This is a genomic window from Lentzea sp. NEAU-D7, assembly GCF_026242055.1.
Classification (GTDB): Bacteria; Actinomycetota; Actinomycetes; order Mycobacteriales; family Pseudonocardiaceae; genus Lentzea.
Map to the genome: position 1 here is coordinate 417,387 of NZ_JAPJDL010000004.1, position 22,626 is coordinate 440,012.

Annotated in this window: 21 protein-coding genes; 14 read left to right on the plus strand and 7 right to left on the minus strand. The window is 69.6% G+C overall.

Annotation, left to right across the window (positions count from 1 at the left end; all coding sequences use genetic code 11):
* Window positions 1-7: 7 nt before the first annotated feature.
* Window positions 8-952, minus strand: a complete 945-nt coding sequence (locus ORI60_RS12050; RefSeq protein ID WP_266037182.1) for a Zn-ribbon domain-containing OB-fold protein — start codon at window positions 950-952, stop codon at window positions 8-10.
* A 45-nt stretch (window positions 953-997) separates the two neighbouring features.
* Between ORI60_RS12050 and ORI60_RS12055 the strand changes: the two genes are divergently transcribed.
* Genes ORI60_RS12055 through kstD form a run of 4 tightly spaced genes read left to right on the plus strand, consistent with a single transcriptional unit; the run spans window position 998 to window position 5,732 of the window.
* Window positions 998-2,041: an LLM class F420-dependent oxidoreductase gene (locus ORI60_RS12055; RefSeq protein WP_266037183.1), complete on the plus strand. Its 1,044-nt coding sequence runs from the start codon at window positions 998-1,000 to the stop codon at window positions 2,039-2,041.
* 25 nt (window positions 2,042-2,066) lie between these two features.
* A complete protein-coding gene (locus ORI60_RS12060) occupies window positions 2,067-3,581 on the plus strand; it encodes an acyl-CoA synthetase (RefSeq protein ID WP_266037184.1) in 1,515 nt (504 codons plus the stop codon).
* The gene (locus ORI60_RS12065; protein WP_266037185.1) at window positions 3,574-4,029 is read left to right on the plus strand and encodes a pyridoxamine 5'-phosphate oxidase family protein; all 456 of its coding nucleotides are present in this window, start codon (window positions 3,574-3,576) and stop codon (window positions 4,027-4,029) included. The genes ORI60_RS12060 and ORI60_RS12065 overlap by 8 nt, the downstream gene beginning before the upstream one ends.
* A complete protein-coding gene (gene kstD / locus ORI60_RS12070; RefSeq protein ID WP_266037186.1) occupies window positions 4,026-5,732 on the plus strand; it encodes a 3-oxosteroid 1-dehydrogenase in 1,707 nt (568 codons plus the stop codon). Before ORI60_RS12065 ends, kstD begins: the two co-directional genes overlap by 4 nt.
* A 556-nt stretch (window positions 5,733-6,288) precedes the next feature.
* Here kstD and ORI60_RS12075 read toward each other — a convergent pair.
* The 4 genes from ORI60_RS12075 to ORI60_RS12090 all read right to left on the minus strand — a co-directional run bounded on the left by ORI60_RS12075 (window position 6,289) and on the right by ORI60_RS12090 (window position 9,925).
* Window positions 6,289-7,191 (minus strand): DUF1963 domain-containing protein, encoded by a 903-nt coding sequence (locus tag ORI60_RS12075; RefSeq protein WP_266037187.1) that lies wholly within the window; start codon window positions 7,189-7,191, stop codon window positions 6,289-6,291.
* Between the two features lie 323 nt (window positions 7,192-7,514).
* Complete coding sequence (locus tag ORI60_RS12080; protein WP_266037188.1) at window positions 7,515-8,240, minus strand: HAD family hydrolase; 726 nt, start codon at window positions 8,238-8,240, stop codon at window positions 7,515-7,517.
* A 25-nt stretch (window positions 8,241-8,265) separates the two neighbouring features.
* Window positions 8,266-9,036, minus strand: a complete 771-nt coding sequence (locus ORI60_RS12085; protein ID WP_266037189.1) for a hypothetical protein — start codon at window positions 9,034-9,036, stop codon at window positions 8,266-8,268.
* Window positions 9,037-9,133: 97 nt separating this feature from the next.
* On the minus strand, window positions 9,134-9,925 hold the full coding sequence (locus ORI60_RS12090) for a crotonase/enoyl-CoA hydratase family protein (RefSeq protein ID WP_266037191.1): 792 nt from the start codon (window positions 9,923-9,925) through the stop codon (window positions 9,134-9,136).
* 74 nt (window positions 9,926-9,999) lie between these two features.
* Here ORI60_RS12090 and ORI60_RS12095 point away from each other — a divergent pair, with 74 nt between their 5' ends.
* On the plus strand, window positions 10,000-11,586 hold the full coding sequence (locus tag ORI60_RS12095; protein ID WP_266037192.1) for an acyl-CoA synthetase: 1,587 nt from the start codon (window positions 10,000-10,002) through the stop codon (window positions 11,584-11,586).
* Window positions 11,567-12,655 (plus strand): NAD(P)H-dependent flavin oxidoreductase, encoded by a 1,089-nt coding sequence (locus ORI60_RS12100; RefSeq protein WP_266037193.1) that lies wholly within the window; start codon window positions 11,567-11,569, stop codon window positions 12,653-12,655. Before ORI60_RS12095 ends, ORI60_RS12100 begins: the two co-directional genes overlap by 20 nt.
* Here ORI60_RS12100 and ORI60_RS12105 read toward each other — a convergent pair.
* Together ORI60_RS12105 and ORI60_RS12110 are read right to left on the minus strand one after the other, a co-directional pair.
* On the minus strand, window positions 12,639-13,553 hold the full coding sequence (locus tag ORI60_RS12105) for an acyl-CoA dehydrogenase family protein (RefSeq protein WP_266037194.1): 915 nt from the start codon (window positions 13,551-13,553) through the stop codon (window positions 12,639-12,641). The two genes, ORI60_RS12100 and ORI60_RS12105, sit on opposite strands and share 17 nt — an antisense overlap.
* Window positions 13,554-13,562: 9 nt before the next feature.
* The gene (locus ORI60_RS12110; RefSeq protein WP_266037195.1) at window positions 13,563-14,723 is read right to left on the minus strand and encodes an acyl-CoA dehydrogenase family protein; all 1,161 of its coding nucleotides are present in this window, start codon (window positions 14,721-14,723) and stop codon (window positions 13,563-13,565) included.
* A gap of 45 nt (window positions 14,724-14,768) precedes the next feature.
* On the opposite strand from ORI60_RS12110, the gene ORI60_RS12115 reads away from it, so the two are divergent.
* The 8 genes from ORI60_RS12115 (at window position 14,769) to ORI60_RS12150 (ending at window position 22,613) form a co-directional block, all read left to right on the plus strand.
* Complete coding sequence (locus ORI60_RS12115) at window positions 14,769-14,960, plus strand: ferredoxin (protein WP_266037196.1); 192 nt, start codon at window positions 14,769-14,771, stop codon at window positions 14,958-14,960.
* A 76-nt stretch (window positions 14,961-15,036) separates the two neighbouring features.
* Window positions 15,037-16,122, plus strand: coding sequence for a Zn-dependent alcohol dehydrogenase (locus ORI60_RS12120; protein ID WP_266037197.1), 1,086 nt, complete (start codon window positions 15,037-15,039; stop codon window positions 16,120-16,122).
* Window positions 16,123-16,147: 25 nt separating this feature from the next.
* Window positions 16,148-16,996 carry an SDR family NAD(P)-dependent oxidoreductase gene (locus ORI60_RS12125; protein ID WP_266037198.1) on the plus strand — a complete coding sequence of 283 codons (849 nt, stop codon included), beginning with the start codon at window positions 16,148-16,150 and terminating at the stop codon, window positions 16,994-16,996.
* Window positions 16,997-17,020: 24 nt separating this feature from the next.
* Window positions 17,021-18,526, plus strand: coding sequence for an aldehyde dehydrogenase family protein (locus ORI60_RS12130; protein ID WP_266037199.1), 1,506 nt, complete (start codon window positions 17,021-17,023; stop codon window positions 18,524-18,526).
* Complete coding sequence (locus ORI60_RS12135; RefSeq protein ID WP_266037200.1) at window positions 18,527-19,273, plus strand: glucose 1-dehydrogenase; 747 nt, start codon at window positions 18,527-18,529, stop codon at window positions 19,271-19,273.
* A gap of 135 nt (window positions 19,274-19,408) precedes the next feature.
* The gene (locus ORI60_RS12140) at window positions 19,409-19,801 is read left to right on the plus strand and encodes a hypothetical protein (protein WP_266037201.1); all 393 of its coding nucleotides are present in this window, start codon (window positions 19,409-19,411) and stop codon (window positions 19,799-19,801) included.
* A gap of 113 nt (window positions 19,802-19,914) precedes the next feature.
* A complete protein-coding gene (locus ORI60_RS12145) occupies window positions 19,915-21,396 on the plus strand; it encodes an alpha/beta hydrolase (protein WP_266037203.1) in 1,482 nt (493 codons plus the stop codon).
* A 104-nt stretch (window positions 21,397-21,500) separates the two neighbouring features.
* Complete coding sequence (locus ORI60_RS12150; RefSeq protein ID WP_266037205.1) at window positions 21,501-22,613, plus strand: MalY/PatB family protein; 1,113 nt, start codon at window positions 21,501-21,503, stop codon at window positions 22,611-22,613.
* Window positions 22,614-22,626: the final 13 nt, after the last annotated feature.

Consider the following 22,626-nt stretch of genomic DNA (forward strand, 5'->3'; position numbering starts at 1 on the left):
GCGAGCCTCACAGGTGCTGGGAGTAGGAGTCGAACGGCGCGTCGGGCTCGCCGGAGGGCTTGAAGTGGTCGATGTTCTGCATCGTCGGGCCCCACTCCTCGCGCGGCTTCCACACCGCCTCCACCCGCATGCCCATCCGGACGTCCTCGGGGGCGACGCCGAGCAGCAGGTGCAGGAACGGGATGTCCGCGCCGTCGAGCAGCACGTACGCCGAGACGTACGGTGGCGGGATGCGCTGGCCGAGGAACGGCACGTTCACCACGCAGTACGTCGTGACGGTGCCGCGGTCGGACAGCTCGATCTGGTCCGTCGTCGGCACGCCGTCCACGGGGCAGGCGGGGCGCGGCGGGAAGTAGACCTTCTCGCAGACCGGGCAGCGCTGGGCGATCAGCCTGCCCTCCATGAGGCCGCGCAGGAACGGGTCCTCCGTGGGCGACGCGGAATGCGTGTAGTGCAGGTTCACCGGCGTGGTGACCATGCTGACGTCGTCGGCCTCCGCGGGCGGGTCGGCCGGTTCGCCGGAGATCTCGAAGCACTCGATGTCGGTGATCGCGCCGACCCGTTCGCCGCGCCACCTTGCGCGCACCCGTGTTCCGGTCGCCATCTGCTCCGGTGAACCGGCGTCGACGGCGTGCAACAGCGAGGTGTCCGCTCCGTCGAGCTGGATCAGCGCCCACGCGAACGGCCGGTCGAGCGGCTGTCCTTCGAGGGGCTCGGGAATCCACGACCACCCGCGCACGACACCGGTCGCCGCCACGTCCACGAACTCGTGCAGGCGTTCGGCGGTCACGGGGTCGTACTCGAGCGGCGGCACGTGCACGCGCCCGTCGCTGCCGCGGATCCCGGTCACCTTGCGGCGGCGCAGATCCGACAGGAACCGGCCCAGCGTCGGGCCGAGGGAGCGCGTGTAGTCGAAGCCAACGTCGAGCGGAGCACTCAGCGGCCGAGTCACAGATCAAAGTGAAACAGGTTCTCGAAATGGTGGCAAGATGAGTGCATGAAGCTCGGTCTGCAGCTCGGGTACTGGGGCGCCGGTCCGCCTCAGAACGCAGCCGTTCTCGTGGCGGCGGCGGAGGAATTCGGCTTCGACGCGGTGTTCGCCGCCGAGGCGTGGGGCTCGGACGCGTTCACCCCGCTGGCGTGGTGGGGATCCGGGACTTCGCGCGTGCGGCTGGGTACGTCCGTCGTGCAGATGTCGGCGCGCACACCGGCGGCCTGCGCGATGCACGCGCTGACCCTGGACCACCTCTCGGGCGGACGGTTCGTGCTCGGCCTGGGCGTGTCCGGGCCGCAGGTCGTCGAGGGCTGGTACGGACGGCCGTTCGCGAAACCCCTGGCCAGGACCAGGGAGTACGTGTCGATCCTGCGCCAGGTGATGGCCCGCGAGGCGCCGGTGCGCAACGACGGTCCGCACTACCCGTTGCCCTATCAGGGACCCGGTGCCCTGGGGCTCGGCAAGCCGCTCAAGCCCATCACGCACCCGCTGCGCGCCGACCTGCCGATCTGGCTCGGTGCGGAGGGTCCGAAGAACGTCGCGCTGACGTCGGAGATCGCGGACGGCTGGCTCGCGATCTACTACGCGCCACGGCTCGCCGGCATGTACGACGAGTGGCTGGACGAGGGCTTCGCGAAGTCGCGCCGGACGGATTCCCCTCGCAGCAGGGAGAACTTCGAGGTCGCGGCCACCTGTCAGGTCGTCGTGACCGATGACCCGGCCTCGGTGCGGGCGATGCTGAAGCCGTTCGTCGCTTTGTACATCGGCGGAATGGGCGCGCCCGGCATGAACTTCCACGCCGAGGTGTTCACCCGCATGGGATACGGCGAGGTCGTCCAGGACATCGGCAGGCTCTTCCAGGCCGGGCGCAAGGACGAGGCGGCGCAGGTGGTTCCGGACGAGCTGGTGGCCGAGATCAGCATCGTCGGCACCGCCGAGCACGTCCGCGACGAGGTCCGCCGCTGGGAGAAGGCGGGCGTCACGACACTGCTCGTCGGCTGCCGCGACGTTGCCTCGATCAAGGCCTTGTCGGAGGCTTGTCAGTAAGTGAAACGCGTTCTACTTTGAGGGTGTGGTCACAGGACTCTGGAACATCGCTGCCGATCAGCCGGACCTGACCGCGCTGGTCGATCCGAGTGGTCGCGAGATCACCTACTCGGAGCTCGCGGACACCGCGAACCGCTGCGGACGCGGGTTCCGGGCACTGGGTCTCGAACCCGGCGACAGCATCGTGCTGATGCTGCCCAACAGCGCCGACCTGGTGGCGGTGTACTTCGCCGCCTACCAGACCGGCCTCTACGTCGTGATGGCCAACTGGCACCTCACCGGGGCCGAGGTCGCGTACCTCGTGCAGGACAGCGGTGCCAAGGCGTTCGTCGCCCACGAGCGGTTCGCCGAGGCGGCCGCCGAAGCCGCGGCGGGCCTTCCGCCGCAGGCGCGGTTCGCCGTCGGTGAGATCGCGGGCTTCACGCCGCTGGCGAAGCTCGGCGAGGGCGGGGAAGGCAGGCCGGACGGCCGCACCACGGGGTCGCCGATGCTCTACACCTCCGGCACGACCGGCCGCCCCAAGGGCGTGCGCAGGCCGCTGACCGGCGCCGACCCGGACGTCGTACCGCCGTCCGCCGCCTGGTTCTTCGGCATCTTCGGGATCAAGCCGCACGACGGGCACGTGCACCTGTGCGGGTCGCCGCTCTACCACACGGCGGTGCTCAACTTCGTCGTCATCTCGATCCAGCTCGGCCACACCACCGTGCTCATGGACCACTGGGCGCCGGAGGACATGCTGCGGCTGATCGAGCGGCACAAGGTCACCCACAGCCACATGGTGCCGACCCAGTTCCACCGGTTGCTGGCCCTGCCGGACGACGTGAAGGCCAAGTACGACACGGGTTCGCTGCGCGCGATGATCCACGGCGCGGCGCCGTGCCCGCTGGAGGTCAAGCGCCGCATGCTCGACTGGTGGGGGCCAGTCGTGATCGAGTACTACGCGGCCACCGAGGGCGGCGGCACGGCGATCACCGCTCAGGAATGGCTGCGCAAGCCGGGATCGGTCGGTCTGCCGTGGCCGACGTCCGAGATCAAGATCCTGGGTGAGGACGGCACCGAGCTCCCGGTGGGCGAGCAGGGCCTGGTCTACATGCGGATGGGCGACGCGACCTTCGAGTACCACAAGGACGCGGAGAAGACCCGGGCCGCACGCGTCGGCAAGCTCTTCACGTTGCAGGACATCGGGTACCTGGACGAGGACGGCTACCTGTTCCTGTGCGACCGCAAGAACGACATGATCATCTCCGGCGGTGTGAACATCTACCCGGCGGAGATCGAGGGTGAGCTGATCTGCCATCCCAAGGTCGCGGACGTCGCGGTGTTCGGCGTGCCGCACCCGGACTGGGGCGAGTCGATCAAGGCGGTCGTGCAGCCCGCGGACGGCGTGGAGGCGTCCGAGGCCCTGACCGAGGAGCTGCTGGAGTTCGCGCGCACCCGGCTCGCGAAGTTCAAGCTGCCGCGGACGGTCGAGTACCTGGCCGAACTGCCGCGCGACCCGAACGGCAAGCTGTACAAGCGGAAGCTGCGCGACCTTGCGTGACCTCATCAGGATGACGCCGGACGAGGTCGAGACCTTCCTCCAGGGCCAGAAGACGCTCATCGTCGCCACCATCGGCCGCAACGGCCTGCCGCACCTCGCGCCGATGTGGTTCGCGTGGGTGGACGGCGAGCTCGTGTTCTGCACGGACCGCAAGTCGCAGAAGATCGTGAACCTGCGCCGGGACCCGCGCTGCAGCGTGCTGGCCGAGGCGGGGGAGACCTACGACCAGCTGCGCGGCGTGCACATGGAGGGCGTCACCGAGTTCACGCCGGACCTCGGGCGGGTGGTGGACGCCGTCGTGGCGCGCAACTTCGGCGAGGTCGGCACCGACCCCGAAGCCCGTGAAGCCCTGCACAAGGCGATGTCCCGACGCGTCGCCGTGATCTTCCGTCCGACCAAGACCGCCAGCTGGGACCACCGGAAGACGATGTCTGGAGTGAACCCGTGAACCTGAACCGCCGTCAGGTGCTCGCCGGAGCCGGTCTCGCGCTGGCCTCCGGACTGGTCAGACCTGGGACCGCCTCCGCCGATCTCGGCGAGTTCGACGTCGTGGTGGTGGGCGCGGGAGCGGCCGGCATGACCGCCGCGCTGACCGCCGCCAAGCGCGGTCTGAGCTGCGTGGTCGTCGAGAAGGCGCCGACCTACGGCGGCTCGGCCGCCCGCTCGGGCGCCGGCATCTGGATCCCCAACAACGAGGTGATCCTGGCGGCCGGCGTGCCGGACACGCCGGCGAAGGCCGCGCAGTACCTGGCGGCCGTCGTCGGTGACATCCCGCTCGCGCGGCAGCAGGCCTACCTGGCGCACGGGCCGCGGATGATCTCGTTCGTCATGCGCAACAGCCCCCTGCGCTTCCGGCACATGGACGGCTACAGCGACTACTACCCGGAGTACCCCGGCGGCATCGCGAAGGGCCGTTCGATCGAGCCGGAGATGCTCGACGGCCGCGTCCTCGGCGCCGAGCTGACGAACCTGAACGCCCCCTACCTGGCCACGCCGGCAGGCATGGTCATCTACGGCGCCGACTACAAGTGGCTCGCGCTGGCCCTGGTCAACGCGAAGGGCGCGGCGACCGCGGCCGCCGCCCTGGCACGCGGCACCGCGGCGGCCCTGGCCGGGCAGAAGCCCCTGACGATGGGCCAGGCGCTGGCCGGCGGCCTTCGCGCGGGCCTGCTGCAGGCGAACGTCCCGGTCTGGCTGAACACCGGTCTGACAGACCTGATCGTGGAGAACGGCGCCGTCAGGGGAGTGCTGACCTCCCGCGGAGCCGTGCGCGCACGGCGCGGCGTGATCATGGGTTCGGGCGGCTTCGAACACAACGCGGCCATGCGCGCCCAGTACCAGCGCCAGCCCATCGGTACACAGTGGACGGTCGGCGCCAGGGAGAACACCGGCGACGGCCACCGCGCGGGCCAGCGGGCCGGCGCGGCGCTCGACCTGATGGACGACGCCTGGTGGGGCCCCGCGATCCCGGTGCCCGGCACCCCGTACTTCTGCCTGGCCGAACGCACCCTCCCCGGCGGCCTGATGATCAACGCGGCGGGCCGCCGGTTCGTCAACGAGGCCGCGCCCTACAGCGACGTCGTGCACGTCATGTACGACAAGAACCCGTCCGACCCGTGCATCCCGGCCTGGCTCGTCGTCGACCAGAACTACCGCAACAGGTACCTCTTCGCCGACGTGGCACCGGCCCTGCCGCTGCCCGACGGCTGGTACCAGTCCGGTGCCGTCGTGAAGAACTGGTCGCTCGACGGCCTGGCCTCGGCCATCGGCGTCCCGGGCGCGAACCTGAGGTCGACCGTGAGCCGGTTCAACAACCAGGCCCTGACCGGCCGGGACACCGACTTCCAGCGCGGCGACAGCGCCTACGACCACTACTACACGGACCCGGCGGTGTTCCCGAACTCCTGCCTCGCGCCGCTGTGGACGCCGCCGTTCTACGCCTTCAAGATCGTGCCCGGTGACCTCGGCACCAAGGGCGGCCTGGTGACGGACGCGCGTGCCCGCGTGCTGCGGCCGAACGGGTCGGTGATCCCCGGCCTGTACGCGGCGGGCAACGTGAGCTCGGCCGTGATGGGGCGGAGCTACGCCGGGGCGGGGTCGACGATCGGGCCCGCGATGACGTTCGGGTACATCGCGGCCAACGACGTCTAAGCGCGGGTTTCGACCTTTGACGTCCGTTGTCGAGGTCCTGCCGGGCTCGTGGTGTTGTGTCGTAAGCCGGTTTCGTGACCCGGCTGGGTGTCCGGGGCCTGGGTGGCAGGATTTCGGTGTGTTCGCGGGTGAGGCGATCATCGGTCGGATCGCACGAAGTCCTCGGCGGACGCGGGCTGGGGACAGCCGGGCGGGTGTGGCTGGTGCGCGTTCCCAGGGGCGGCGCCGATCCTCCACGAGCAACCGGCCGGACCGACGCACTCGCGGTTGCGGGCGGCGTCTCGTTCGGCGGTGAACCGGGCGCGTTCCTTCGGCGACAACGCCGGGTCGGGCTGCGTCGTGTCGCACTCGCAGGCGATGGCCGCCGAGGCCGGACGGCATCGTCACGCCCGGCTGGCCGGGGTTCGCCAGGATCACGCCGGTCTGCGGGATGACCTCAAAGGCAGACCTCAGTCGTACTCCATCGTCAGCGACGTGCGACAGATGAACGCGTCGACGGCCCGCAACGCCTCGCCCTCACGGCGCCACCGGAACCCGATGGGCGCGCCGACCGGCTTCACTCGGTGAACATCGTGCAAGAATGGATCTTGTCGAACCTCTTGGCAGCGAGGTCGTCCTCGTCGATCAGGAAACACCCGTAGTAGAACTCGCTCTCCGTGGAGAACTGGGCGAGCGGCACCCACTGTCGTACCAGCCGCTCCTCCTCTTCGTGCTCCAGGCGCCGCCACTCGTCCTGGGACATCTCGGGGTTCGCCCTGCGCTGCCCCTGCGCGTGGACCCCGGCCATCTGTGAGTGCGGGCTGTGCCCACTGCCGATGTTGCGGCAGTACCCGCCGAGTTGGAGCGTGCTGTGGTGGTTCGGCCTCTCCTCCGGCCAGAGCTGCTCGACGACCCCGCACAACTCGTCGAGGTGCTTCAGCGAGCCGAACAACTCCTTCACATCGGCCGTCGCGAACCGCACGTCCCGATTCTCGATCCACTCCGGCAACTCGGGCCGCACCCGCGCGACGATCCAGTGCTCGGGGATGAGGAACGGAATGGTCGCGTCCATGTAGGTCGACCTGGAGTCGTGGCCGGGCGGCGGCGCCGCCTCCTCGGTCTCCGTGCCCGCAGGAACGTGCAGAACCCGCGAGTAGTCGGTAGTGGGGTACTCCTCGATGTCCTCCTCGTGGTGCAGGAAGAACAACAGCGACCCGTCCTCCGGCAGACCGAGTCCCTCGGCCCGGGGAAGAGCCGCACAGTCGACAGACCCGATGAACGGCAACGGGAAGCTACCCCCTGGCCATTCCACGCCCACCGGTAACCGGGGAAGGCCGCCGACCTGACCGACGACTTCGCCCTCACCCGTGCTCAGCCAGGTCCAGACCCCGAACCGAATCAGCTCGGCGAACTTGCCGATCTCGTCCTCGGGAATGCCCCGATCGACTGCGGCACTGCGGAACTGCTCATAACGATCCATGACCGGGATGATCGCAGATCGTGTGACCGTTCTCGCAGCACGGTCCTGTTGAGACGGAAGCGGATGCCGCCACTCACCCCGAACCACTGCCCCCGAACCACTGCGAGCTTGTCCGACGGACACCTGGTTGCTCATGCACGAAGCCCTTGGTTGGTCTTTCCTTCCTGCGACAGACGGAAGATCACAACCAAGGGCTTCGACGATCGGTGTGCACCACACCAGCGCAACCGATGCGCTGGGGGACCTGCCCAGGTTCCGCCACGAGTTCTACACCACGAGCCCGGCAGGACCTCGACAACGGACATCAAAGGTTGAAACCCGAGCTAAGGGCAACGGCAGTAGTTGGGCACGTCGGCGAACCGCACCTCGTCGGTGATCCGGACGAACGGCCAGCCACCGGTCTCCGCGAGCAGGAGATCGGTGGTCGTGCTGTCACCGGCGACGAGGCACACCGTCCGTCCCTCCGTCAGCGCGGTCCTGACCGCGGCCGTGAACTCCGCGGTGCCCTTGGGATGCCCGACCTCGCCCGAGACGAACACGCGCTGGAACCGCTCGGCGAGACCGGACAGGCGCAGCTTCGCGCGCTGGAGCGACCGGCAGCCGTCCGTGGCCAGCCACAGCTCGTGGCGTTCCCGGAGTGAGTCCAATGCGGACTCGACGCCGGGGAACGGGACGACGAGGGCGCTGCGCAGCCTGCGGAACGCCAGGGCGGCTGCCTCGGCGTCCGCCGTGCTGCCGAGGTCGTCGAGGGCCAGCCGCCACGCCCGCACGTCGTTGCCGACCAGTGCCCTGATCGACGCCTCGGGCATGGGCAGGTCGTGGAAGTCCGCCCAGAGCGCCTCCCAGGAGGCGACCCGTTGCACCTCGGGATGTGTGACATGCGGGTTGCCGCGCCACTCCCGCCGGGCGGCGGCCAGCACCGTGCCGACCGCCTGCTCGTCGGCGACGATCGAGAGTTCTTCCAGCACCGCGCGGACGGCGGCGCGCACCGCGGCGCCGTCCGGGATCAGGCAGTCGTCGAGGTCGATGATGGCGACGGCGCGGGTCATGGACAGACCTTGGCACACGGGAGCGTCACTCCCACACCGTGACCTGACCGGTGATCGTCGTGCTGTCCACGGCGGCGACCTCGACCAGGAAGGTCCGGCCGCCGGGTGTCCGCCCGCAGACCCGGCTGCCCGCGACCAGGTTCGTGGCGTCCCTCGTTCCGCGCTGGGAGATGTCGGTGTCGCACTCGGCTTTTCCCGGTGTGCCGTCGCCGGTCCACTCCGCCAGCCAGTAGTTCTCGTCGCCGTGCAGACGGCCGGGCGTCAGGGGCCAGACGTTCATGCCGTCCATGCCGCGAGGTTGGGCCAGATCGAGGTTGTAGCTGCCGAACGGCACGGTGCCGCTGAACCGGACGTCGTCGCCCGCGGACACGGAGGGGACCGTGACCGCTTTGGCGGTGGTTGTCGTCGTCGTGGTGACCGGTGGGACGACGGCAGGTGCACTGGTGGTCTGGCGCCCCGGCTGGACGTTCGGGCCCGGCCGGGCTGCCGTGGCCGGGGCGGGCAGGGCGCCGGTGGAGACCGGTGCCGGGACGACGGCGGCCTCGACCGGGCTCGCACCGGTGGCCGCGGCGGGCGTCTCCCTCGTCGGCCCGCCGGGAGCCGTCAGCTTCATCGCCAGCGTGGAAGCGACCACGAAGGCGACCACCACCGCCGAGGTGGCGAGGCTCCAGAACACCCTGCCCCGCTTGGACTTGCCGGGGGAACCGAGGTTGAACGCGATCGACCCGGCCTGGAACGCCGTGCCGCTGACGTTGCCCTCGATCTCGTTGTCGGTCTCCTGCTCGGCGTGCTTCACGACTGGCCCCTGCCCCCCGGACTGCGGATGTGTGATTCGCAGATCGGACCGGTGCCGCGAAGTGTTACGGGCGCGAACGAAGTGGTTCGGAACGCACCTACCGGCCCTTGAACTCCGGCTTGCGCTTCTCCGCGAAGGCGCGAGGGCCTTCCTTCGCGTCCTCGCTGGAGAACACCTCCATGCCGAGCCGGGCGTCCACTGTGAACGCCTCGTTCTCGTGCATCACTTCGGTCTCCCGCATGGTCCGCAGGATGTTCCGCACCGCGATCGGCCCGTTGGCCGTGATCAGGGCGGCCAGTTCCATGGCTTTGTCCAGGGCCTGGCCGTCCGGCACCACGTGCCCGATCAGCCCGATCTCCTTGGCCTCCGCGGCCCGGATGTGCCGTCCGGTCAGCAGGAGGTCGGCCGCGACGGTGTAGGGGATCTGGCGCGGCAGCCGCACCGCCGAGCCGCCCAGCGGGAACAGGCCCCAGCGCGCCTCCGAGACGCCGAACCGCGCGCTCTCGCCGGCCACGCGGATGTCGGTCGCCTGCAGGATCTCCGTGCCGCCCGCGACGGCGGGGCCTTCCACCGCGGCGATCAGCGGTTTCGTCAACCGGCGTCCTTTGAGCAGCGGCTCGATGACGGAGAAGTCGAACTTGCCGGCGTTCTCGCTGGGGTGGTTCGACGTCATCGCCTTGAGGTCCGCGCCCGCGCAGAACGCTCCGCCCGCGCCGGTCAGGACGCAGACGCGGACGTCCGGATCGGAGTCCACCCGGTCCCACGCGTCCTTCATGATGGCCAGCATGGGGCCGGACAGGGCGTTGCGGACCTCCGGGCGGTTCATCGTGACGACCAGGACGTTGCCGGTCAGTTCCACCAACGCGTGGGGTTCCGTCGTGGTCGTCATTCGCGCGCCTCCTGGATCGAGTCTGACCGCACGGGGGATTGTCCAGAACAGTAACACGTTCTACTTTGCGTACCATGGCCCTCAACGTCGCAGACCTCGTTGAACACGCCGCCGACACCGTGCCCGACAGGACCGCGCTCGTGTGCGGGGCCAAGCGGGTCACCTACGCCGAGCTCGAGTCGCGAGCCAACAAACTGGCTCACCACCTGGCAAAGAACGGCGTGACGCAGGGTGCGCACGTGGGGCTCTACGCGCGCAACTCGATCGAGCTGGTCGAAGCCATGCTCGCGGTCTACAAGCTGCGCGCCGTGGCGATCAACGTCAACTACCGCTACACCAAGAACGAGTTGCAATACTTGTTCGGTGAGGCGGACCTGACCGCTCTCGTACACGAACGGCGGTACTCGCCGTTGGTCGCGGAGGTCGGCGCGCCCGGCCACACCGTCGTGATCGACGACGAGTCGGAAGAGGACTTCGAGGGCGCCGACTACGAGACCGCGCTGGCCGAGGAGTCGGGGGAGCGGGACTTCGGGCCGCGCAGCCCCGACGACCTCTACATCCTGTTCACCGGTGGCACGACCGGCATGCCCAAGGGCGTGATGTGGCGCCACGAGGACGTGTGGCGCACGCTCGGCGGCGGCATCGACTTCGTCACCGGCGAACGGCTGACGGACGAGTGGCAGCAGGCCAAGGCGGGCAAGGACTACGGGCTCATCCGGCTGTGCCTGCCGCCGCTGATCCACGGCGCGGCGCAGTGGGCCGTGCTGGGCGCGTTGTTCAGCTGCAGCACGGTGGTGCTGGTGCCCAAGTTCGACCCCGCCGAGATCTGGCGGGTGATCGAAAGGGAAAAGGTCCAGGTCGCCGTCATCACCGGAGACGCCATGGGCCGGCCGCTGATCGAGGAGTTCCAGCGCGGCACGTACGACGGCTCGTCGCTGTACATCCTCAACAGCAGCGCCGCGTTGTTCTCCTACACCGTCAAGAAGCAGTACCACGAGCACCTGCCGCACACGACGCTGCTGGAGTCGATCGGGTCGAGCGAGACCGGGTCCACCGGCATCGGCGCGGTGCCCAAGGAGATCGTGAAGACCGACGGCACCAAGGTGAAGCTCAACGAGGACACCATCGTCATCGACGAGGACGGGAACAAGCTGGAGCCGAAGCCGGGCGTCATCGGCAAGCTGGCGCGCGGCGGGCACATCCCGCTCGGCTACTACAAGGACCCCGAGAAGACCGCGCGGATGTTCGTCGAGGTCGACGGCAGGCGGTTCACCGTGCCCGGCGACTTCGCCCGCTTCGAGGAGGACGGCGACATCACGTTGCTGGGGCGCGGCAACACCTGCGTCAACACCGGCGGCGAGAAGGTGTTCCCCGAGGAGGTCGAGGGAGTGCTGAAGTCGCACCCGGACGTGTTCGACGCCCTCGTGATCGGCATCCCCGACGACCTGCTCGGCCAGCGCGTCGGTGCGATCGTCCAGCCGCGCGACGGCGCGACGCCGACACTGTCCGAACTGGACGCTCATGTCCGCGAGACCCTCGCCGGCTACAAGGTGCCGCGCTCGCTGTGGCTCGTCACCGAGATCGGCCGCACCCCCAGCGGCAAACCCGACTACCAGTGGGCGAAGCGCCACGTGGAGGATCATGCGCACCAGCCTGTGTGACGAGCTGGGCATCGAACACCCCGTCTTCGGCTTCACGCCGTCCGAGCACGTGGCGGCGGCGATCAGCCGGGCAGGCGGGCTCGGTGTCCTCGGGTGCGTGCGGTTCAACGACGCGGAGGACCTCGACCGCGCGTTGACGTGGATGGACGAGAACACCGACGGCAAGCCCTATGGCGTCGACATCGTCATGCCCGCCACCGTGCCGAAGGAAGGCACGCAGATCGACCTGGCGAGCCTCATCCCGCAGAGCCACAAGGAGTTCGTGCAACAGACGTTGCTGAAGCTCGGCGTGCCGCCGCTGCCCGACGGCGAGGGCGGCGAGGGCGTGCTCGGCTGGCTGCACTCGGTCGCGCGCTCGCACGTCGACGTGGCCCTGGAGCACCCGATCCGGCTCATCGCGAACGCCCTGGGCTCGCCGCCCACCGACGTCATCGAACGGGTGCACGCGGCCGGCGTCCCGGTGGCGGCGCTGGCGGGCAAGGCCGAGCACGCGCGCAGGCACGTGGCCAACGGCGTCGACATCGTGGTGGCGCAGGGTTACGAGGCCGGCGGCCACACGGGTGAGGTCGCGACGATGGTGCTCGTGCCGGAGATCGTGGACGCGGTGGACGTCCCTGTGCTCGCCGCGGGCGGCATCGGCTCGGGACGGCAGGCCGCCGCGGCGATGGCGCTCGGCGCGTCCGGTGTCTGGATGGGCTCGTACTGGCTCACCACCGCCGAGTACACCCTGGGCAACTCCAGCACCAAGGAGGCGTTGCTCGCCGCCGGGTCCAGCGACACCGTCCGGACCCGCGTCTACACCGGCAAACCCGCGCGGCTGCTGAAGACGCGGTGGACCGAGGCGTGGTCCGCGCCGGGCGCCCCGGAACCGTTGCCGATGCCGTTGCAGAACATCCTGGTCAGCGAGGCACACCTGCGGATCGCCCGGTCCGACGACCCGACGGTGGTCTCGATGCCGGTCGGTCAGGTCGTCGGGCGGATGAACGAGGTCCGCCCGGTCGCGGAGGTCCTCGCGGACCTGCTGGCGGAGTTCGACGCGACGGTCGAACGCCTCACCAAGCTGCGCTGAGTTTGAGGAGCTGGGCGGTCGCGCCGCCCAGCTCGAACTCGTGGCGCTTCGCCGCCGTGAAGTAGCGGTGGACGTCGTGGCTCATGTCGATGCCGGTGCCGCCGTGCACGTGCACGGCGGTGTGCGCCACGCGGTGCCCGGCGTCGGCGGCCCAGAACTTCGCCGTCGCCACCTCGGCCGCCGCGTCCAGTCCTTCGGAGAGCCGCCAAGCGGCCTGCCAGAGGGTCAGGCGGATCGCCGCGACGTCGATGTACGCATCAGCGAGCCGTTGTGCCACGGCCTGGAAGCTGCCGATCGGCCGGTCGAACTGCACGCGGGTCCGCGCGTACTCGGCCGTCAGCTCCAGCGCGCGTTCGGTGACACCGAGCTGCAGAGCGCACAACCCCAGCGCGTACCGCGTGATCAACCAGTCCGGGGACAGGCCGGGCACCACCTCGCCGGTGCCGGAGAACGCGAAGCACCCCGCGTCCGAGCCGTCGACCAGCTCCTGCGGGGTGATCTCCAGCTGCTCCGCCTCGACGAGGAAAACCTGCTCCTCGTGCGCCACCAGGAACGCGGCCGCCTCCGACGCGGACGGCACCGTCGTCTTCACGCCGTCCGCGTCCGACAGCGCCACGGACAGCACGGTTCCCGGTGTCAGCCAGCGTTCGCGCTGCTCCTGCGTGCCGAACTCGGCGAGCGCCGAGGCCGCGACCGTCGCGGGCAGGTAGGGCACGGGGGAGACCGCGCGGCCCAGTTCGACCAGCACCGAGCACTGCTCCAGCACCCCGAACTCGTCGGGCCGTTCCGGCACGACGCCCGACTTGACCAGGTCGAGCCAGGGCGTGTCGGACGAGTCGAGGATCTTGCGGGTCAGCGCGGCCAGCTCGCGCTGAGCCTCGGTCGGGGTGAAGTCCACGGAGTCTCCTTACCGAGGCACAGCGGGCAGCCCGAGGCCCGCCCGCGCGATGATGTCCCGCTGGATCTCGTTGGTGCCGCCGCCGAACGTGAGGATCAGCGACGACCGGTGCATGCGTTCGACGCGCCCGTGCAGCAGCGCTCCCGCGGAGCCCGTGCGCACGATCCCGTTGGCGCCCAGCACCTCCATCAGCAGGCGGTATCCCTCGGTCGCGAACTCGGTGCCGAACACCTTGGTGGCGGAGGCCTCCGCCGGTGACGGGGCCTCGTCGGAACCGGAAGCGATCCGCCAGTTGACGAGCTTGAGGAACTCGGTCTTGGCGTGCACGCGGGCGAGGTGCAGGCGCACCCATTCCTGTTTCGCGGCACCGGTTTCGTCCGCCCATTGACGAACTTCGCGCAGCGCGGTCTGCAGCGGAGCGGCCGAGCAGAGGGCGACGCGTTCGTGGTTGAGCTGGTTGGTGATGAGCTTCCAGCCCTTGTGCTCCTCGCCGACGAGGTTCGCCGCGGGCACCCGGACGCTGTCGTAGAAGGTGGCGCTGGTCGTGGGCCCGGACATGGTCGGCACGGGCGTCCAGGAGAAGCCGGGGGCGGTGGTCGGCACCATGATGACGCTCAACCCCCTGTGCCGCTGCGACTCCGGGTCGGTGCGGCAGGCGAGCCAGACGTAGTCGGCGTACTGGATGAGGCTGGTCCACATCTTCTGGCCGTTGACCACGTACTCGTCACCGTCGCGGACCGCGCGCGTGCGCAGGCCCGCGAGGTCGGTGCCCGCCTCCGGTTCGGAGTAGCCGATGGCGAAGTGCAGCTCCCCGGACGCGATCTTCGGCAGGTAGAACGCCTTCTGCTCGGGTGTGCCCAGGGACATGATCGTCGGGCCGATGGAGTTCAGCGTCAGGAACGGCACCGGCGCACCGGCCGCGGACGCCTCGTCCAGGAAGATCAGCTGCTCGATCATCGGGCGGGCGCGGCCGCCGTACTCCTCCGGCCAGCCGATGGTGAGCCAGCCGTCCAGCCCCATCTGGCGGACGGTGTCCTTGTAGACCGCGGCGTCGCCGTAGTCGCCACCGCCGGCGAGCGCGGCCCTGCGTTCGGGCGTCATGAGCGCGGCGAAGTACGCCCGCAACTCCTGGCGCAACTGCTCCTGTTCGGGCGTGAAACCGATGCGCATGACCGCTACTCTAGAACAAGTTCTACTTGATGTCAGGAGGCCGCGATGAAGGTCGGCGTCGACCCTTCGCTGTGCGAGGCGCACGGGGAGTGCATGTCAATCCTGCCTGAGGTGTTTGACCTTGACGACGACGAGGTTCTGCAGATCCGGGACGGTGAGCTGGCCCCGTCGGAGGAGGAGCCGGCCGAGCGCGCCGTCGTGTCGTGCCCCAAAGGCGCACTGCGCCTCTCACGCTGATGGGCCTTGTCATGAACAAGAACAGATTCTAGTGTTCGACGGCACCAGGCCGTGAGCTCAGCGAGGAGTGATACCGGTGAAGGCTGCCGTGCTCAACCAGGTAGGCGACGACAAGCTCGAGCTCCGGGACGACGTGACCACGGCCCCGGTCGGGCCGCAGGAGATCCGCATCCGGATCAAGGCGTGCGGGGTGTGCCACAGCGACCTGTCCGCAATGGACGGAACGCTGCCGGCCCTGACGCCCGGCGTGGTCGGTCACGAGGGCGCCGGGGAGATCGTCGAGATCGGGAGCGCCGTGACGTCGCTCGCGGTCGGCGACCACGTGGCGATCACGTTCGTGCCGCCGTGCGGGAAGTGCGCGCAGTGCGTGACGGGCCAGTCCCATCTGTGCCTCGTGCACACCATCTCGGCGTTCACGTCACCGAGGTTCGTCGTCGGGGGCAACCCGGCCTTCGGGTACGCGGGGCTCGGCGCGTTCGCCGAGGAGATGGTCGTGCCCGCTGACGCCGCGGTGAAGGTCGACGACGACGTGCCGTGGGAGATCGCCGCGCTGCTGTCGTGCGGCATCCTGACCGGTGTCGGAGCCGTGCTCAACACCGCGAAGGTCGAACCGGGCTCCAGCGTCGCCGTCATCGGCTGCGGTGGTGTCGGTGTCGCGGTGATCCAGGGTGCCCGGCTCGCCGCCGCCGCACGGATCGTCGCGGTCGACCCGGTGCTCGAGAAGCATGAGGTGGCGCAGAAGTTCGGCGCGACGCACGCGACGACGCCCGACGGTGTCGCGGACCTGAACAACCAGCTGAACTCCGGCATGGGCTTCGACTACGTATTCGACGTGGTCGGCCTGCCCGCGACGATCCGCCAGGCGTGGGACCTGACGCGCCGGGGCGGCCACACGGTCGTCGTCGGGGCGGGCCGGGCGGACGCGATGGTGTCGTTCAGCGCTCAGGAGCTCTTCCTGCACGACAAGACGCTGCACGGGTCGTTCTACGGGACCGCGAACTTCCGCCGGGACATCCCTCGCATGATCGCGCTGTGGCGGCAGGGCCGGCTGGACCTCGAAGGCATGATCAGCAGGCGGATCAGGCTCGAGGACGTGAACGAGGGCCTGCAGGCCCTGCGTGGCGGCGGGTCGCTGATCCGCCAGGTGATCCTCTTCGACTGACACACATCTCTTCTGGGAGTCTCTTGTGGACCTTGCGGGGAAGGTCGCCGTGGTCACCGGCGCGGGTGCCGGGCTCGGCCGCGCGGAGGCGCTGGAGCTCGCCAGGGCCGGTGCGTCGATCGTGCTCAACGACCTGCCGGGCTCGGCCGAGGCCGCCGCGGCCGAGATCGGGGAACTGGGCGCGAAGTGCGTCGTGGTCGAGGGTGACGTGGGCGAGCGGAGCACCGCCGACGCCCTCGTCACCGCCGCGATGGAGCAGTTCGGCGGGCTGCACGTCGTCGTGAACAACGCCGGAGTGCTGCGCGACCGGATGTTGTTCAACATGACCGACGAGGAGTGGGACCTGGTCGTGCGCGTGCACCTGCGCGGCCACTTCCTTTTGTCGCGCAACGCCGTCGCGCTGTGGAAGCAGCAGTCGAAGGCGGCCGGTGAGCCGGTCTACGCGCGGATCGTGAACACGTCCTCGGAGGCGTTCCTGCTCGGCTCCGAGGGGCAGGCCAACTACGCGGCGGCCAAGGCGGGGATCGCGGCGCTGACCGTCGCCACCGCCCGCGGCACGAGCCGTTACGGCGTGCGCGCCAACGCGATCTGCCCGCGGGCCCGCACCCGGATGACCGCGCACGTGTTCGGCGACGCGCCGGAAGGCGACGACTCGCTCGCGCCCGAGCACGTCGCGAAGTTCGTGGCGCACCTGGCCGGACCGTCCGGCGACAGGATCAACGGACAGGTCTTCGTCGTGCACGGCGGCATGGTCGCGCTGATGGCACCACCGACCGTCGAGCAGAAGTTCGGCGAGTTCACCGATCTCGACGGCTACTTCGCCGATCGCGATCCACAGAGGTCTTTCGCCTGCACGGAAACACTGCGCATCTGATTTTTGGCGACTCTAGGAGGAGCTGTGACGCTCACCGTCCAACCGCACCGCGAGACGCTGGGCCTCAAGGACGGCCGGCTCCTCATCGGAGGCGAGTTCCGCGAGGCGGACGAGACCTGGACCCACCACCACCCCGCGACCGGCGAGGAGATCGGCAGCTTCGCCGTCGCCTCGGTGCAGGACGTGGACGCGGCGGTGCGTGCGGCGCGCAAGGCGTTCGACGAGGGCACGTGGCCGCGCAGCCGCGCGGGTGAGCGCATCAAGGTCCTGCGCAGGTACGGAGACCTGCTGCGGGAACACTCGGACGAGCTGCGCGGACTGCAGGCGCTGGACAACGGCGTGCCGCTGTCGTTCGGCCAGATCTACGCCACGTCGGTCGGCATCGCGGCGGACATCTTCGACCACCACGCCGGCTGGATCGACAAGGTCGGCGGCCAGACGCTGCCGCCGTACCAGGGTGGCGACCACCTCGCGATGACGTTCCGCGAACCGGTTGGCGTCGTCGCGGCGATCCTGCCGTGGAACGCGCCGTTCGTGCTGTTCGCCCAGAAGCTCGCGCCCGCGCTGGCGGCCGGCTGCACGGTCGTGGTCAAACCGTCGGAGTACGCGTCGTTCTGCGTGATCCGCATGGTCGAGCTGCTGATCGAGGCCGGGCTGCCGGAGGGCGTCGTCAACCTCGTCACCGGCCCCGGGAACCCGACCGGCGAAGCGCTGATCACCCACCCCGGCGTCGACAAGATCAGCTTCACCGGCAGCCGCACCGTCGGCCGCCGGATCGTCGAGGCCTCCGCCGGGACGATGAAGCGCGTGTCCCTGGAACTGGGCGGGAAGTCGCCGGCGATCGTGTTCTCGGACGCGCCGAACGTCGGCCTCGCCGCGATGACCTGCATGGGCATGGTCACCATGGGCCTGTCCGGCCAGGCGTGCGTGGCGCACACGCGGGCGTTGGTGCAGCGGGACGCGCAGGACGAGTTCATCTCGATGGCGCAGATGCTCGCGACCGCGGTGACGTTCGGCGACCCGTTCGACCCCGCGGTGCTGGCCAGCCCGCTGATCAACGGCAAGCAGCTCGAACGCGTGCTCGGCTACATCGAACGCGGCCAGGAGGAGGGAGCCCGCCTGGTGACCGGCGGCACCCGGCTCGAGGGCGACTACGCGTCCGGCAACTTCGTCGCGCCGACGATCTTCGCGGACGCCAGCAACGACATGGCCATCGCCCGTGACGAGATCTTCGGGCCGGTGCTGACGATCGTGCCGTTCGACGACGAGGAAGAAGCGGTCCGCATCGCGAACGACACCGAGTACGGCCTGGGCGCCGGCGTCTACACCAACGACGTCCGCCGCGCGTTCCGCGTCTCGAAGGCCCTGCGGGTGGGCATGGTCGGCGTCAACGGCTTCCAGCTCGAACCGCACATCCCGTTCGGCGGCTACAAGCAGTCGGGGCTCGGCCGCGAGGGCGGGCAGAGCGCCTACGAGGCCTACACCGAGCTCAAGACCGTGATGATGCCGCTGACCGACGAGATGATGTAGATGCGGCTCGACGGGAAGATCGCCCTGATCACCGGCGCCGCCCGCGGTCAGGGCGCGGCGGCGGCACGCCGGTTCGCGGCCGAGGGCGCGCGGGTGATGATCACCGACGTCCTCGACGACCAGGGCAAGGAGCTCGCGGCCGAGCTCGGTGCCGAGTACTGCCACCTCGACGTGTCGTCGGAGGACGAGTGGGCCGAGGCCGTCTCGTTCACCGTTTCGGCGTTCGGCGACATCACGGTCCTCGTGAACAACGCCGGCATCCTGCACTTCTCCGCCCTGGCAGACACGACGCTCGCCGACTACCAGCGGGTGATCGGCATCAACCAGGTCGGCACGTTCCTCGGCATGAGGTCGGTCGTGCCGTCGATGAAGCGGGCCGGCGGCGGGTCGATCGTGAACGTGTCGTCGGTCGAGGGCCTGGGCGGCATGCCGTACCTCGTGGCGTACACGGCGTCGAAGTTCGCCATCCGCGGCATGACCAAGGTCGCCGCGATGGAACTGGGGCAGCACGGGATCCGGGTGAACTCCGTGCACCCCGGCGCCATCGACACCCCGATGGTCAGCGAGGCCCTCGGGCGGCCGATCGACGTGTCACCGATCGGCAAGAAGCTGGCGCTGCGCCGGATCGGGCAGCCGGAGGACGTGGCGAACGTCGTGCTGTTCCTGGCCAGCGACGAGAGCGCGTACTGCACCGGCAGTGAGTTCGTGGTCGACGGAGGGGCCACGGCGACCCACGCGTTGAGCTGAGAGACCGCATTGGTCAGCGTTGTTGATTAGCCGCGGATCCCCGATCGTCATCAACGGGGCCTGGCTAGCGTCTCCATCGACCACCGCCGTGCATTGGGGGTACGGCGGTCGTCGACTTGGGGAGGAGTGCAGCTCATGCGCAAAGCAGCGGCGATCGTGGCGTTCTTCCTGGCCCTGGCAGGGCCGGGAACGGCCTCGGCGGACGTCAGCCCCGCGTGCAACGGGAACTGGGACTCGCACGTCTGGGCGAAGGTGCAGCGGGACAGCTGCGGGAGCTACATCGGCACCGTCAAGCTGACCAACATCCACACCATCGGATTCACCGGCCACTGGGACATCGTGGTCAACGGCAGCAAGGTGCGGGCGGAGCCCACGTCGGGCGACGCGTGGCTGGGGGCCGGCGTCACGCGAACGATCAACGTCGAGTGGTTCGCGTCGACCGCCCACGACCTGTGCGCCGTGCTCTGGGAAAGGCTCGCCACGGGTGGGTACAGCCAGCGCGGCGTGCCCTGCGTCCCGATCGACTGAGCAGGCGCGGGGTTCCCGGGCTCGTCCTGGGAACCCCCTCTTCCGTCCCGGTGCAACCGGGTGGACCTCTCCGGCGTATCCATGATCGAGAGGTCATACCCGGGGAGCTCGATGTGAAATCACTGTTGTTGACGGCCGCGCTCTTGATCGGGCTGGCGCCCGCCGCGCCGGCCTCGGAAGAGGCGCAGACGCCGGTGCTGTCGTGGCAGGACTGCCAGGACGGGTTCCAGTGCTCGACCGCGAAGGTCCCGCTGGACCACGACCGGCCGTTCGGGTCGAAGATCGACCTGGCGCTGATCAGGTTGCCCGCGACCGACCCGGCGAAGCGGATCGGCTCGTTGTTCGTGAACTTCGGCGGGCCCGGAGCGTCCGGTGTGGACAGACTGCGGGCGTGTGGCAAGTGGGAGTGGCTGTTCTCGTCCGAACTGCGGTCGCGGTTCGACGTGGTGTCGTGGGATCCGCGCGGCATCGGCCGTTCGGCGACCGTGCGCTGCTTCGACAGCGTCGAGGAACAGCAGCGGTTCCTCAACTCCATCCCGGTCTACCCGGACACCGCGGCGGAGGAACCGGCGTTCTACGACGGCTACCGCGAGTTCGTCCGGCGCTGCGAGGAGAAGTCCGGCGACCTGCTCGACCACGTCTCGTCGGCCAACACGGCCCGCGATCTCGACCTGCTGCGCAAGGCCGTGGGCGACAAGAAGCTGACTTACCACGGCATCTCGTACGGCACGCACCTCGGCGCGATCTACGCGAACTTGTTCCCGGACAAGGTTCGCGCGCTCGCGTTCGACGGCGCGCTCGACTTCGCCGGCAACGCCACCGGGCACGGCGACCAGGGCACGACCGTGCCGCTGGACACCCGCCAGGACGTGCCGCGCGGTGTCGCCGAGACGTTCGACCAGTTCCTCAAGCTCTGTGCGGCACCGGGCGCGAACTGCGCGTTCGCGGGCGGCGACCTGAAGCAGAAGTGGGCTGATCTGGTCGCCCGGGTGACGGCGTCCCCGGTCACCACGCCGGACGGGCGGTTCGACCGCGTTGCGCTGATCAGCCTCGTGTGGGACGCGCTGGCGCAGCCGGACACATGGCAGGACACCGCTCGCGTGCTCCAGGGCGTCTGGGAGGCGCCGGCTTCGCTGAAGGCGTCGGCCGACTACGTCACGAACCGGTTCGAGGGCTTCAACGCCGTGCAGTGCTCGGACAGCGACTTCCCGCGCGACCCGGCCGTGTACTCGGCGTACGGCAGGACCGAGGACCAGCGCGTGCCGTACTGGGGCCGTGCGGTGGTGTTCGACATGATGGCCTGCGCGTTCTGGCAGGGCCGTGACGACGACCGCTACACCGGGCCGTGGAACCGCTGGACGTCGGCGCCGATCCTGTTCGTCAACAGCAGGTTCGACCCCTCGACGCCGTTGCACGGTGCGCGCGACGGTGCCGCGGAGATGGCCCGCACGGGATTCCTGACCGTCGAGGGGTACGGGCACACCTCCATGTACGTGCGCAGCGCGTGCGCGGAGAAGGTGAAGCGGGAGTACCTCTTCACCGGTGTGCTGCCCGCTCAGAAGACCTGCGGCATCGACAAGTCGCCGTTCGCCTGAGCTCGGTTTCGGCGGGGGCCTCGCCCGCGGGGCCCCCGCCGCTCTGCCGAAGCAGATCACCGCACGACGTGACGGCTCGTCCCCGGTGACCTACGTTGGGGTTCATGCTGAACCCGCTGACCCAGGTGCCGTTGGAACGGTTGCGGCAGCGCACGAGCGTGAAGTGGCGGCAGTTCCCGGACGACGTGCTGCCGTTGTGGGTGGCCGAGATGGACGTCGACGTGGCCGAGCCCGTCAAACAGGCGGTCGTGGAGGCGCTGGACCTCGGCGACACCGGCTACCCGGCGGGCACCCACTACCAGGAGGCGCTCGCGGCGTTCGCACGAGAACGCTGGGGCTGGAACCTCCCGGTGGACCGCACGGCGCTCGTGTCCGACGTGATGCTCGGCATCGTCGAGCTGATCAAACTGGTCTCCGGGCCCGCCGCCCCCGTGATCGTCAGCCCGCCCGTGTACCCGCCGTTCTACCTGTTCGTCAGGAGCACGGGCCGCGCGGTCGTCGAGGCACCGCTCCAGCACGGCCGCCTCGACCTCGAGCTGCTGGAACGGACGTTCCGGCACGTCAAGGCCGACCGTCCGGTGTACCTGCTGTGCAACCCGCAGAACCCGACCGGCACCGTCCACACCGCCGAGGAGCTGACGGCCCTCTCACGGCTGGCCGGGACGTACGGCGTCCGCGTGATCGCCGACGAGATCCACGCACCGCTCGTCTCCAGGAGCACGAAGTTCGTGCCTTACCTGAGCGTCGACGAGAACGGGATGTCGCTCATGTCCGCGTCGAAGGGCTGGAACCTGGCGGCCATGCGGGCGGCGGTCGCGATCTCCAACACCGACGAACTCGCGAGGCTGCCCGAGGAGGTCAGCCACGGGCCGAGCCACTTCGGCACGATCGCGCACACGGCCGCGCTGCGCGAGGGCGGCGAGTGGCTCGACGCCCTGCTTGCCGGTCTCGACGACAACCGGAAGCTCCTGAAGAACCTGCTCTCCGAGCACCTGCCCGAGATCGGCTACGAACCCTCCGAGGCGACGTTCCTGGCCTGGCTCGACTGCCGGGCCGTCAGCGACGACCCGGCCGCGTTCTTCGTCGAGCGGGGCAGGGTCGCCCTGATGTCGGGCGCCGAGTTCGGCAGCGGCGGAGCGGGCCACGTCCGGTTCAACATCGGCACCTCGCCCGAGATCATCACCGAGGCCGTGCGCCGGATGGCTGCCAGCCGCTGACAGTGCGCTGTGC

Excerpts from the sequence above, each read along its gene's own strand:
- ORI60_RS12055 (WP_266037183.1), top strand. The coding sequence starts at position 998 with ATGAAGCTCGGTCTGCAGCTCGGGTACTGGGGCGCCGGTCCGCCTCAG.
- ORI60_RS12100 (WP_266037193.1), top strand. The coding sequence starts at position 11,567 with ATGCGCACCAGCCTGTGTGACGAGCTGGGCATCGAACACCCCGTCTTC.
- ORI60_RS12075 (WP_266037187.1), bottom strand. The coding sequence starts at position 7,191 with ATGGATCGTTATGAGCAGTTCCGCAGTGCCGCAGTCGATCGGGGCATT.
- ORI60_RS12090 (WP_266037191.1), bottom strand. The coding sequence starts at position 9,925 with ATGACGACCACGACGGAACCCCACGCGTTGGTGGAACTGACCGGCAAC.
- ORI60_RS12140 (WP_266037201.1), top strand. The coding sequence starts at position 19,409 with ATGCGCAAAGCAGCGGCGATCGTGGCGTTCTTCCTGGCCCTGGCAGGG.
- ORI60_RS12095 (WP_266037192.1), top strand. The coding sequence starts at position 10,000 with ATGGCCCTCAACGTCGCAGACCTCGTTGAACACGCCGCCGACACCGTG.
- ORI60_RS12150 (WP_266037205.1), top strand. The coding sequence starts at position 21,501 with ATGCTGAACCCGCTGACCCAGGTGCCGTTGGAACGGTTGCGGCAGCGC.
- ORI60_RS12080 (WP_266037188.1), bottom strand. The coding sequence starts at position 8,240 with ATGACCCGCGCCGTCGCCATCATCGACCTCGACGACTGCCTGATCCCG.
- ORI60_RS12115 (WP_266037196.1), top strand. The coding sequence starts at position 14,769 with ATGAAGGTCGGCGTCGACCCTTCGCTGTGCGAGGCGCACGGGGAGTGC.
- ORI60_RS12110 (WP_266037195.1), bottom strand. The coding sequence starts at position 14,723 with ATGCGCATCGGTTTCACGCCCGAACAGGAGCAGTTGCGCCAGGAGTTG.
- ORI60_RS12135 (WP_266037200.1), top strand. The coding sequence starts at position 18,527 with ATGCGGCTCGACGGGAAGATCGCCCTGATCACCGGCGCCGCCCGCGGT.